Origin of the sequence: Methyloceanibacter sp., assembly GCF_035650995.1 — a bacterium.
Classification (GTDB): Bacteria; Pseudomonadota; Alphaproteobacteria; order Rhizobiales; family Methyloligellaceae; genus Methyloceanibacter.
The window spans coordinates 1-11624 of record NZ_DASRGO010000029.1 but is presented as its reverse complement, the minus strand read 5'-3'; the positions used below and the strand labels follow the sequence as shown (position 1 = coordinate 11624).

At 64.1% G+C, this 11624-nt stretch carries 11 protein-coding genes and 1 pseudogene; 2 read left to right on the top strand and 10 right to left on the bottom strand.

The window, feature by feature from the left end:
- Both VFB18_RS02035 and VFB18_RS02030 read left to right on the top strand, forming a co-directional pair.
- Window positions 1-277, top strand: a 277-nt coding sequence (locus tag VFB18_RS02035) for a dTDP-4-dehydrorhamnose 3,5-epimerase family protein (protein WP_324970608.1), incomplete at its 5' end; no start/stop codon positions are given.
- A 34-nt stretch (window positions 278-311) separates the two neighbouring features.
- Window positions 312-713, top strand: a pseudogene (locus tag VFB18_RS02030) (glycosyltransferase family 2 protein); the annotation flags it as partial.
- Between the two features lie 897 nt (window positions 714-1610).
- On the opposite strand, the gene VFB18_RS02025 reads toward VFB18_RS02030, so the two are convergent.
- The 10 genes from VFB18_RS02025 to VFB18_RS01980 all read right to left on the bottom strand — a co-directional run.
- Window positions 1611-3578, bottom strand: coding sequence for an amidohydrolase (locus VFB18_RS02025; protein ID WP_324970607.1), 1968 nt, complete (start codon window positions 3576-3578; stop codon window positions 1611-1613).
- Between the two features lie 97 nt (window positions 3579-3675).
- Window positions 3676-4581: a hypothetical protein gene (locus VFB18_RS02020; RefSeq protein ID WP_324970606.1), complete on the bottom strand. Its 906-nt coding sequence runs from the start codon at window positions 4579-4581 to the stop codon at window positions 3676-3678.
- Complete coding sequence (gene ccoS, locus VFB18_RS02015) at window positions 4578-4763, bottom strand: cbb3-type cytochrome oxidase assembly protein CcoS (protein WP_324970605.1); 186 nt, start codon at window positions 4761-4763, stop codon at window positions 4578-4580. The genes VFB18_RS02020 and ccoS overlap by 4 nt, the downstream gene beginning before the upstream one ends.
- Entirely contained in the window at window positions 4760-6949 is a 2190-nt protein-coding gene (locus VFB18_RS02010) for a heavy metal translocating P-type ATPase (RefSeq protein WP_324970604.1), read from the bottom strand. The genes ccoS and VFB18_RS02010 overlap by 4 nt, the downstream gene beginning before the upstream one ends.
- Window positions 6946-7452, bottom strand: a complete 507-nt coding sequence (locus VFB18_RS02005; protein ID WP_324970603.1) for a FixH family protein — start codon at window positions 7450-7452, stop codon at window positions 6946-6948. Before VFB18_RS02005 ends, VFB18_RS02010 begins: the two co-directional genes overlap by 4 nt.
- Entirely contained in the window at window positions 7449-8939 is a 1491-nt protein-coding gene (gene ccoG / locus VFB18_RS02000) for a cytochrome c oxidase accessory protein CcoG (protein ID WP_324970609.1), read from the bottom strand. Before ccoG ends, VFB18_RS02005 begins: the two co-directional genes overlap by 4 nt.
- An 86-nt stretch (window positions 8940-9025) precedes the next feature.
- Window positions 9026-9895, bottom strand: a complete 870-nt coding sequence (gene ccoP / locus VFB18_RS01995) for a cytochrome-c oxidase, cbb3-type subunit III (protein ID WP_324970602.1) — start codon at window positions 9893-9895, stop codon at window positions 9026-9028.
- A gap of 4 nt (window positions 9896-9899) precedes the next feature.
- Window positions 9900-10073, bottom strand: a complete 174-nt coding sequence (locus tag VFB18_RS01990; RefSeq protein WP_324970601.1) for a cbb3-type cytochrome c oxidase subunit 3 — start codon at window positions 10071-10073, stop codon at window positions 9900-9902.
- A gap of 9 nt (window positions 10074-10082) precedes the next feature.
- Entirely contained in the window at window positions 10083-10817 is a 735-nt protein-coding gene (gene ccoO / locus VFB18_RS01985; protein ID WP_324970600.1) for a cytochrome-c oxidase, cbb3-type subunit II, read from the bottom strand.
- A gap of 13 nt (window positions 10818-10830) precedes the next feature.
- A partial coding sequence (locus tag VFB18_RS01980) for a cbb3-type cytochrome c oxidase subunit I (RefSeq protein ID WP_324970599.1) occupies window positions 10831-11624 on the bottom strand: 794 nt, incomplete at its 5' end.

Below are 11624 nucleotides of genomic sequence, written 5' to 3'. Positions count from 1 at the left end.
TTTGTTTGTGGTTACGGGGCTTGTCAAGATCGCGGTCTACGACGCACGCCATGGTTCTCCGACCTTTGGCGTGCTGAACGAGTTCACCGTCAGCGAGAAGAATCCCGGGCTGTTGATCATTCCGCCCAACCTCTATCACGGCTGGAAAAACATCGGCACGTGGGAGGCCATCATCATCAACATGCCTGCCTCTATGTACAACTACGACGCTCCTGACGCGCTCGATTTGCCATGGGACTCCGAAGCGGCGCGGCGCATTGTGCCGTATCGCTGGTAGGTTCGGCTCGCCGCGGCGTCGGGCTTGAGACGGTATGAACGCAAGTCCATATTTCTCGGTCGTGCTGTCCACCTATGCGCGAGGCAAGCATATCATCCCGACCATCGAGTCTGTCCTGCGACAGTCCTGTGCCGACTTCGAGCTGATCGTCGTTGGCGACGGGTGTAAAGATGAAACGGCGGAGATCGTCGGCAGATACAAGTCGCGCGGCGTCCGGTGGCACAATCTCGACACCAATACCGGCAGTCAAAGTGCCCCAAACAATTTCGGCATTGCGCAAGCGACCGGCGATTGGATCGCTTATGTGGGCCACGACGACATTTGGGCTCCCGATCACCTCGAAAGATTAGGGGATTTGATCATAGCCACCGGCGATCTCGATTTCGCGGTGAGCGGCTGTATCTATTACGGTCCGAAAGACACCGAACTCTATTACGTTACGGGGATGTTTGATTGGGAGAGCGCTCCGTTCGATCATTTCTTTCCTCCGACCTCCCTTGCCCACCGAAAGTCGGTCATCGAGCGAATTGGAGGTTGGCGCGATCCTCGGGCAATTGCCGCACCGGTGGATTGCGACTTCCTGCTGCGAGCGGCGCATGCGGGCTTACGTTTCAAGTCCACGATGCAGGTCACCGCGCACAAATACGCGGCTGGTCACCGCTATCTCTCTGCCCTCAGACCCCGTTCCGATGAGCAATGGGCCGCATTGGACGACACCAAGACCCGAAACGACTCGCTTGCGGCCAAGATCCAAAAGAGCCGGGAGCAGGGTCTCTTCATGATCATGGGCTATCTCGACTTCTCGCGATTCAAGAGGGCTGAGTTGTTCGATGAGAATCGAAGCAACAAAGGCTTCAATCGCGCCGAGCTGAAGGAACTCCGAGGCCGCGTCGTCATCGAGCAGACCGGTGAACCGCGAGCTTTGGACTGGTACGCGTTAGAGCATGCGCAGCCCCCATACCGCTGGTCAGGTCCCAACCCAAGGCCGAAGATCTTGATCCCCTACACCTCCTCCGGGGAGGCGCGAATAACGCTCTGCCTGCCAATCGCCAGCACAGCCACGATACTGAGCATCACGGTCAACGATCGCCCCGTCGAACACGCGATGCACACACGTGACCGCGGCATGGCGGTGGTGTTCCGCGCGCAGCTCGATCGATCGGACTACTCTATAGTGACGGTCCATACGCCGCAGATGTTCTGTCCCGATGAGTTGTATGGCAATGGCGACCGTCGGCGCCTCGGAATTGCCGTCAGCGATATCATCATCGAGCCGCTCGGCCAACCGCGCCGCTTTGTCGGTGCGCTATGGCGCCGCTTGCTGATCAGTGGTTCAAGGCTTGCGGGTATCGGCGGTGAGGATCACGCGGCCGCCGAGGATTGTGGCGGTCACCGGGATGTCCTTGATCGCCATCGGCTCGACGTCGCGCGGATCGGCGTCGAGAACGGTGAAGTCCGCAAGCTTGCCGGCCTCGATGCTGCCGACCTCGTCGTCGACGCCCAGCGTATAGGCGGCATCGATGGTGATCATGCGGAGCGCCTGATCGACGGTCACCCGCTCGTAAGGTGCGCGCACCTGCCCTGATAGGGCGCCGACTCGGTTCACTGCGATCCACACTTCCTCGAGCGGCCTCGGCGGGGCGACCGGCGTGTCGGCGTGAAGCGACACCACCACCCCTTCGCGCACCAGCGTGCCGATGCGCGATGCAAGCGAAGCGCGGTCGGTGCCGAACTGGCCGATATTCAGGTCGGACCGGGCATAGAGGTAATAGGGATTGGTGCTGACGATGCCCCCCAGCGCCTTGAGCTCCCTCGCCTGCTCCGGCGTCGATATGCCGTAATGTTCGATGGTGAAGCGATGATCGAAGCGCGGATGCTCGGCTTGAAGCTCGGCGAGCGCATCGATCGTCGCCTGATTGCCGGCGTTGCCGTTGGAATGGACGTGGATGTGGAAGCCGGCGTTCCACCAAGGCTCCATTGCCTGCACGAAGGCCGGGAAGGAGGTGAAGAGAAACAGGCCCTTGTATTGGTCGGAATGGATGTAGCCGGGATTTTGCACCTCCATGCCGAGACTGACGAAGGCATCATCAGAGAAGAATTTCACGCCGTTGAAGATGATGCGGTCGTTGCTTGACGCCTTGAGATCGAGCGCCTTCTGTTGCGCCTGGTCGCCGTAAAGCTTGGCGAAGGTCGCGCCGTCAACCACAGGCACGACGCGCTCGATCGCATCGGGCCGGTCGAAGAAGGTCTTGGCGAGCGCCTGCTCGAGCTCGAGATTGATGCCGCCGAACATGAGATCGCCGGTCGTGGTGATGCCGGCCTGCTGGCCGAGATCGGCGAGATATTTCATGATCTTGAGCGCTTGGTCGGGAGCCAGAAGATCTTGCAACGGCTTGAGCAGGATCGCCTCCGCTGCAAGAACGCCGAGGAACTGCCCATTCGACTCGCCGTTCGGCAGCTTGCCGGCGCCGAGGGTCTTGGCAACGACCCCGGGCGTGATCCCGAATTTCTCGATCGCCGCGCTGTTGGCGTAGACGAAGTGCTCGGACGCATCCCACACCATGAGCGGTTGCGTCTTGGTGATCTGATCGAGGAAGGCGCGGTCGAGATGGCCGCCCATGGCGACGATGTCGTAGCCCCACGCGATCACCGTATCGGTGGGGCTCTTCGCCTGAGCGACATACTCTTTCAGCTTGGCGACGGCCTCGTCCTTGCTCTTAACGCCCGGGAACGGCGGGCCGTAGGGGTTGGCGAGGGGGAAGAAGGTGAGCGGCGGACGGGAGAGCGCGATCGCGCCGATCAGGGGATGTCCGTGCGGCTCGATGAAGCCGGGATAAATCACTTTGCCGGCGAAGCGGTTGTCGATGTCGTGCGGGTACTTGTCGAGCCACGGCTTGAGGTCGTCGAGCGAGCCGACGGAAAGGATGCGCCCGTTCTGCACGGCGACCGCCGTCGCCTCGGGCCAGCCCGGATCCATGGTGATGATCTTCTTGGCGACAAACACGGTGACGTGGTCGCTCGCGGGCTCTTCCGGCGCGGCTTGAACAGGCGGCGCAGAAACGCCCGGCACGCTCACCACCGGCGGAACAGGAGAAGACGTCTCGGCCTTTGCCGCGGCGAGAGCGAGCGCGGCCGCCTTGGCGAACAATTCCCGTACGCTCGCAACGCAAAAATTGTAGTTGTCGAAGACCGCTGGTGCATCAGCCGATCTGGCAACGGCTTCCGCAAAAGCCGGCCGCGGTCCTAAGCCGATCAGAACCGCAAGAAGGACGAGAGCAAGAGATGGAACAACGCGCCGCATGGGCGCACTCCTCGCGAATCGCGCCGAGCGTGCGTCATGAGACGCGTCTGACGCGAGCCTTGTCAATCCACCGGGCATAGAGGTAGTTAGCGCGCCGTTATTGGCGCGCCTCGGACAGCAGCAGCCCCGGGAAATGCGAGTTGCATGCCATCACGTGGGTGATGGCGTTGCGGTCGTATTCGTCGCCTGACCGGTATGTGTCGAAATAGGCGTTGAGCGCCGCGACCCGCTCCGGCATCGCCTCGACCGCCTGGAGGCCGACCGAAACGCCATAATTGGTGAAGGCAAAGCGAACGTCCGGCAGATAAGGCTCGCGGGCGAAATAGCTTTCGTCGATCCACATTCGGTCGAGCGTGGCGAGCGAGCGGCGCCTCTGCAATTCGGCCCAATGCTCATCGGGGAAAAACTGCGTCATCCACAGCATCATGCCGAGCCCGAGATCTTGGGTGATGACGAGCTGCCCGGCGGTCTTGTCGATGATGTCCTTCATCTCGGCGATCTCCTCCGCCAAATCCGCCTCGTCGAGCAGGCGGTAAGAGACATAACCGTCGAAGGCGTCGAGCGCGCCGAACCCATAGCCCGGATAGGGCCCGCTCAAGTCCTCCTTCATCTTCCAGATGACGCCGCGGCCGGCCACGACGAACGGCCGGTGGATGTCGTGCGCGAGGCGAACGCCCTGCTCGCGATATTCGGGCTTGAACCGGCCGAGGACGTGAAGCGCGAAGAGCCACATCGCGAGATAGTGAAAATACTGGCCGTCGCGGTCAGACTCCTCGCCGATCCTGATGCCGCGCTTCCGCCCGAGCACACGCATGACCTCAGCCACGACCCGTTCGGCGTCGTCGAGATATTTTTCCTCCTCCAGCGCCGCGTAGAGCGAGGCGAGCAGCACGACGCCGAAGGCGTCGGTCCACAAATAGCGAAGGCCGTTCGGCCAAATCCGCTCGTTGCGCATGAAGGCGAGCTTGGCGAGGACATAGTCGATGTCCTTGAGGCCCCTCATTCGCGCTTCCGGTCATCCGCTTCCGGAGGGTCGTCCTCTTCCGGGGGGTCGTCCTCGAGCGCGCGATAGGCGGCGCCCTCGAGGTCCTCGAACTGGCCCGAGCGGAGCGCCCAGAGAAAGGCGGCAAGACCGAGGCCGCCGAGGAAGAGCGCCGCCGGCACGAGCCAGGCGAGCGCGGTCACAGCGGCGGCCTCCCGGCGAGCCTGAGCGCATTGGCGGTGACGAGGATCGAGGAGGTTGACATGACGATCGCCGCGATCAGGGGCGTGACGTAGCCCGCCATGGCAAGCGGCACGCAGACGATGTTGTAGACGAAGGCGACGGCAAAGTTCTGGAACGCCATGCTCCGCGCGCGCTTGGCGACGGCGATCGCCTCGAGCACCGGTGCAAGTCTCTCCCCCTGGAACACGAAGTCGGCGGCGCGCTGGCTGATATCGGCGGCGCTCGCGGGCGAGATCGAGGCGTGCGCTGCGGCGAGCGCCGGCGCATCGTTCAGCCCGTCTCCGACCATCAGCACCTTGCATCCTTCGGCCGCCCGCGCCTCGAGCCAGGCGATCTTGTCGGCCGGCTTAAGCTCGGCAAGCCGGAGTTCGATTCCGATCTCGCGCGCGATGCTCTCGACCACGCCCTCGCGGTCCCCCGACAGTAGCGCGACGCCGTAGCCTCGGCCCTTCAACTCGGCGACTACCGCCGCGGCGTCGCTCCGCAGCCGATCGGCGAAGCGGAAGCGGACCGGCTCCGCGCCGTCAACCCGGTACCAGACCTCGCTCCCCTCGCCCGCCTGTTTGATCCCGCACCAGGCGGCCGAGCCGAGGCGCTCGCACTTTCCGTCACGGCGCCGCTCGAGCCCCTGCCCTGCCGTCTCCTCAATGTTGTTGACCGCAACGACCTTGCCGAGACGGCGCTCGGCTGCCGCCACAACGGCGCGGGCATAAGGATGGCGGCTCGCCACGGCGAGACTCGCCGCTGAGGCGAGCACCGCGTCGGGAATTAGGTCTGTGTCAAGCAGTTGCGGCTTGCCCACGGTCAGCGTGCCGGTCTTGTCGAACACCACCATGTCGCTTTCGGCGATACGCTCGAGCCCGTCGGCCGCCTTCACCATGATGCCTTTGCGGAACAGCCGGCTCGCCGCCGCGATCTGCACCGCCGGAACGGCGAGCGCGAGCGCGCAGGGGCAGGTGATGATGAGCACGGCGATCGCGTAGGTCAGCGCCGTCTGCCAGGAGGCGCCCGCGATCATCCAGCCGAGGAAGGTGGCGAGCCCGAGCCCGTGCACCGCCGGCGCATAGATCCCGGCGGCGCGGTCGGCGAGCCTGCGGTAGCGCGCCTTGCCTTGCTCCGCGGCGAGCATCAAGCGGCTGATCTCGGCAAGCAGCGTCGCGCTGTCCGCCGCGGTGACTTGAACCTCGAGGGCCTGCCCGAGATTGAGCGTCCCGGCATAAATCTCGGCGCCCGGCGCGACCGCGACCGGCGCCGTCTCGCCGGTGATCAGGCTCTGATCGATGTCGCCCTTGCCGCTCAGCACCACGCCGTCGGCCGAGACGCGCTCTCCCGGCGCGACCAGCAGCCGGTCGCCGGGCAAAAGCGCATGTGCCGCGACCAGGCGTCTTGTGCCGTCGGCCTCGACGACGGTCGCGATCCCACCCTGCAGGCTGAGAAGGTTCTGCGCTTCGCTTCGCGCGCGCACGCGGAGCGACTCATCGAGGAAGCGGCCGACCAGGAGGAAGAACAGGAGCGACACCGCGGCGTCGAAATAGACCTGCTCGCTGCCGACCATGGTCTGATAGAGGCTCATCGCCGTGGCCAACAGGATGGCGAGCGAGATCGGCACATCCATGTTGAGGCGGCGGCCTTTGAGCGCACCGAGCGCCGAGACGAAGAAGGGCTGCCCGGAATAAGCAACCGTCGGCAGAGCGATGAGGGCCGAGATCCAGCGGAACATCGCCGCAAGCGCCGGATCCATGTCGCTTGCCACTCCCGCCCACACGGCGATGGACAAGAGCATGATGTTCATGGAGGCGAAGCCCGCCACGGCAAGCCGGCGCAGCAGGTAATGCTGCCTCGCCGTATCGCGATCCCGCTTGGCGGCCTCGATCGGCGCCGCGGCGAAGCCCGCGCGCTCGAGAGCGGCCACGACATCGGCCTCTCCCGCGACCGCCGGATCGTAAGTGACGCTCACGCGTTTGGCGGCGAGCGATGCCCGCGCGGTCTCGACGCCCTTGACGGACAGCGCCGCGCGCTCGACCGAGCGCATGCAGCCGCCGCAATGCATGTTCTCGACGGCGAGCGTCAGCAGACTTCGGCCGGCGGCGAGGTGTGTTCCTTGCGCCTCTTTGGCGAAGCGCCCTGGCGAGGCATGGACGGTCATGGCTGCTCGGGGACGTAGAGGCGCTCTTTCACCCGGAATGCACCGTCGCGGCCCTCATTCGCCTTGCGTGAGGCCAAGGCGAGCACCCAAGCGCCCGGAGCAAGATCGACGCTTGCCGCGTAGACGCCTTGCGACACCTCCTTGAGCAGAAGGTGCCGGTCGTCCTTGTCGGTGGCCGGGCGGCTCAACCTGACCGCGATGCGCAAGCCCGACAGCGGCTCCTCGGCCTTGCCGAGCAGGCTCACGCGGAGCTCCTTCGCCTTCTCGTCATAGGCGACATCGGTGTGCCAGCCACGTTCTACCTGGCGCGTCTCGGCCGCGAGCATGTCGTTGTAGTGAAGCCCCTTGCGGTAGGGATCCGACGTGTCGCCGCCGCTGAAGGTCTTAAGCGCGAAATAGACGAAGATCCCGTTGACCACGAACATGACTCCGAAGAAGGCGCACAGCACGAGAAGCACATGGCGCCCGGCGATCTCGCGTGTGAACCAGCCTTCACGGGTCATCGCTCGGGCCCCTGGAAGTTGGCTTTGTGCTCGGCAAAATTGCCGTCCTTGGTGTCGGTGACGGTGAAGTAGAATTCCACCGACTCCGCCTCGTCCTCGTCTTCATCTTCCTTCGCAAGAGCGCGCACTCCCGCCTTGTCGAGGGCGACGTAGACCCTGATGGGCTGCAGCTCATCGGGCGCAACGGTGATCACGGGGTCCGTCTCGTGCTCGTGGCCGACGATGGTGAGCTTGGCGCCGGCGAGCCCACTGATCCCGATCCTGAAGTTGCGCGGTTCATAGCGCTTGTTGAGCAGCTTGAGGGTGTAGCCGTTGCGCAGGCCACCGTCGGAAAGCTTGACATAGACCGGGTTGCGGTCGTGCAGCACGCTCACTTCCAGCTCGGCCCTGAGCATGAGTGCCGTGAGCATGATCAGCCCGACGATGGCCATCAGCGTGGCATAAAGGACGACGCGTGGCCTGAACCACGGCACGGGCAGGATTTCCGACCCCGGCGCTTGCAGATTGCGGATCGTATCGTAGGCGATCAGTCCGCGCGGGCGCCCTACCTTGTCCATGATCTCATTGCAGGCGTCGACGCACAACGCGCATTGGATGCATTCGAGCTGCGAGCCGTTGCGGATGTCGATCCCGGTCGGGCACACGGCGATGCATTGCCGGCAGTCGACGCAATCGCCATGCCCTTCCCAGGATTGCCCCGCCTTGTGCGGTCCGCGCGGCTCGCCGCGCCAGGCACGGTAGGAGATGAGCAGCGAGTCGTGATCGATCATGCCGCCCTGGATGCGCGGCCACGGGCACATATAGATGCACACCTGCTCGCGGGCGATGCCGCCGAGGAGATAAGTGGTTGCGGTAAATAGGCCCACGAACACGTAGGCGATCATCGGGGCGTCGAAGTGGAGGAACTGGCGGGCGAGCGTCGGGGCGTCGGCGAAGTAGAACACCCACGCTCCGCCGGTGGCGATCGCGATCAGGAGCCAGGTGAGATGCGTGGCGCCCTTGCGCCACACCCACTCGAAGGTCCATGGCGCCTTGTCGAGGCGTATGCGCGCGTTGCGGTCGCCTTGGAAGAAGCGCTCGACCGCGATCATCAGATCGGTCCACACCGTCTGCGGACAGGCGTACCCGCACCATACGCGGCCCGCAATCGCGGTCGCAAGGAAGAGCCCGAGCGCTGCGAGAACGAGCAGACCGGTGACGTAGTAGAATTCCTGCGGCCAGATCTCGAGGAAGAAGAAGAAAAAGCGCCGCGACGGGAAATCGATCAGGACCGCCTGATTCGGCAGATAGGGTCCCCGATCCCACCTGATCCACGGCACGAGATAATAGATCGACAGCGTGACCGCCATGACGATCCATTTGACGGTGCGGAACGTGCCGTGGGCGCGCTTCGGATAGACTTTGACGCGCGAGACGTAGAGCGACTTGCCGGTGCGCTCGATCGTCGGCGCCTCGCTCCGCTCCACGCCTGGTGCTGCTTCAGCCATGCGAACGACCGGCACATTCCCGGGGACGGCGATGCCGTCGGGACCGTTGTGCACCTTATCGATTATCATTTCTCGCAATACCTCGCCTACTGGCCTCCGCCGAGCGAATGCACGTAGATGGCGAGCTCCTTGATGGTCTCGGGGTCGAGCCGCCCGCCCCAAGCCGGCATCACGCCGCCGCGCCCGCCTCTGAGCGTCGCCGCGATGGTCGCCTTGTCGCCGGCATAGAGCCAAAGCTCGTCGGTCAGATCGGGTGCGCCGATCTTCTGATTGCCCTTACCGTCCGGACCGTGGCACGGAGCGCAGGTGCTGGCGAAGATCTTCGCCCCGCGATCCGCCGCGGTCTGGTCATCGGCTCTGCCCGACAAAGAGAGAACGTATTCGTCAACATCCGCGATCTGCGCCTCGTTGAGGACGCCCGTCTTGCCGAACGCCGGCATCTGCGCGCCTGGGCTTCGCGTCTCGGGATCGTTGGCCCTGATGCCGTGCGTGATGGTTTGGTGGATGGCGTCGAGCGTGCCGCCCCACAACCACGAATCGTCGCGGAGATTGGGATAGCCGAAGGCGCCCTGCGCGCCGCGGCCATGACAGGGCGCGCAGTTGTCGCCGAACGCGGCTTCGCCGCCGGCGAGAGCAAAGCTGAGAAGCTCGGGATCGTTATTGATCGCGGCGAGATCGCTCGCGGCGATCTTCTGCCGGTACGCGGCCTTCGCCGCCTTGGCGGCATCGAGCTGTTCCTGCACGCTCTCGCGCTGGCTATAGCCGAGCAACCCCTTGCTATAGGTCGAAACCAAGGGCCAGGCCGGCATCAACAGCCAGTAGCCGATCGCCCAGATGATGGTGGCGTAGAACGTCCACAGCCACCACTTCGGCAGGGGCTTGTTCAGCTCTTCGATGCCGTCCCACTCGTGGCCTGTCGTCTCGGCCTCTGTCGCCGCGTCGTCTCTCTTGGCCATGGGCTCAACCGTCTTTCTCGTCGCTCTCGGGATCTTTTTCGAGGGGCATCCTCGCCGCGCGTTCGAAGCGCTTCTTGTTGCCGGGCCAGAAGGCATACAGAAGAACCGCAGCGAACAGCGCGACGAAGAAGATCAGCGCTACCACCTGGGAGACCGACGCCACCTGTTCATAGGTCATGGCACGCCTCTATCTGAGATTAGGGCCAGCGGCATCGAACGTCGCAAAATTGACGAGCGTGCCCAGCATTTGCAGATAAGCGATCACCGCATCGAGCTCGGAGATGTAGCGCGGGTCGCCGTCGAACTGCCTGACTTGCGCTTTGGGGTACCGCGCAAGGAAATCCTTGAGACCCTCGGCGTTGGGGTCGACCTGCCGCTCGAGGTCGGCCTTGGCGTCCGCGATCTCCTCATCGGTGTAGGGCACCCCCTCCTCGCGCAGCGTCGCGAGGCGGTCGGCGATGTCCTTGTAGTCGAGCTCGCGCCTTGCGAGCCACGGGTAGCCCGGCATCACCGATTCGGGCACCACCGCGCGCGGATCGGTCAGGTGCCGGACGTGCCATTCGTCGGAATATTTGCCGCCGACGCGCGCCAGGTCGGGACCGGTGCGCTTCGACCCCCACTGGAACGGATGGTCGTACATGCTTTCGGCGGCGAGGCTGTAGTGCCCGTAACGCTCGACCTCGTCGCGGAGCGAGCGGATCATCTGGCTGTGGCACACGTAGCAGCCTTCGCGGATGTAGATGTCGCGCCCGGCGAGCTCGAGCGGCGTGTAGGGCCTCATGCCCTCGACCTTCTCGATGGTCGAGGACAGCCAGAACAGCGGCGCGATCTCGACGATGCCTCCGATCACGACCACGAGCAGGATCGCGACGAGAAGAAGGACCGAGCTCTTTTCCAGAATCTGATGCTTCACCCAAACCATTCCCGCCTCCCCCCTATTCTGCCGGCACGGGGCGAAGCTCGGGCGCCGCTGCGATGCGCGGCTGATCCGCCACATCGAGCGGCTCGTCGCCGCGAATGGTCCGCCAGACGTTGTAGACCATGATCAAGGCGCCGATGACGAACAGCAGACCGCCGATCGCCCTGATGACGTAGAAGGGGTGCATGGCGGCGACCGTCTCGACGAAGGAATATTCGAGGAAGCCCAGGCTGTCGTAAGCGCGCCACATCAGGCCCTGGAGGATGCCGGACACCCACATCGAGGTGATGTAGAGCAGGATGCCGAGCGACGAGATCCAGAAATGCCATTCGACGAGGCGCTGCGAGTAGAGTCCGCGGCGCTGCCACAGCCACGGCACCAGGCAATAGAGCGTGCCGAAGGAGATGAAGGCGACCCAGCCGAGCGCGCCGGAATGGACGTGTCCGATGGTCCAGTCGGTATAATGCGACAGCGCGTTGACCGACTTGATGCTCATCAGCGGACCCTCGAAGGTCGACATGCCGTAGAAGGCGACCGACACGACGAGGAAGCGGATGACCGGATCGGTCCTGAGCTTGTCCCAGGCGCCGGACAGCGTCATCAATCCGTTGATCATCCCGCCCCAGGACGGCATCCACAGCATGATCGAAAAGGTCATGCCGAGCGTCTGCGCCCAATCCGGCAGAGCGGTGTAGTGCAGGTGATGCGGGCCCGCCCAGATGTAGATAAAGATCAGGGACCAGAAATGCACGATCGAGAGGCGGTAGGAGTAGACCGGCCGCTCGGCGCGCTTCGGCACGAAGTAATACA

What these genes read in the sequence shown, in the direction of transcription:
- VFB18_RS02025 (WP_324970607.1), bottom strand. Translation starts at nt 3,578, where the DNA reads ATGCGGCGCGTTGTTCCATCTCTTGCTCTCGTCCTTCTTGCGGTTCTG.
- VFB18_RS02020 (WP_324970606.1), bottom strand. Translation starts at nt 4,581, where the DNA reads ATGAGGGGCCTCAAGGACATCGACTATGTCCTCGCCAAGCTCGCCTTC.
- VFB18_RS02010 (WP_324970604.1), bottom strand. Translation starts at nt 6,949, where the DNA reads ATGACCGTCCATGCCTCGCCAGGGCGCTTCGCCAAAGAGGCGCAAGGA.
- VFB18_RS02005 (WP_324970603.1), bottom strand. Translation starts at nt 7,452, where the DNA reads ATGACCCGTGAAGGCTGGTTCACACGCGAGATCGCCGGGCGCCATGTG.
- ccoG (WP_324970609.1), bottom strand. Translation starts at nt 8,939, where the DNA reads ATGGCTGAAGCAGCACCAGGCGTGGAGCGGAGCGAGGCGCCGACGATC.
- ccoP (WP_324970602.1), bottom strand. Translation starts at nt 9,895, where the DNA reads ATGGCCAAGAGAGACGACGCGGCGACAGAGGCCGAGACGACAGGCCAC.
- VFB18_RS01990 (WP_324970601.1), bottom strand. Translation starts at nt 10,073, where the DNA reads ATGACCTATGAACAGGTGGCGTCGGTCTCCCAGGTGGTAGCGCTGATC.
- ccoO (WP_324970600.1), bottom strand. Translation starts at nt 10,817, where the DNA reads ATGGTTTGGGTGAAGCATCAGATTCTGGAAAAGAGCTCGGTCCTTCTT.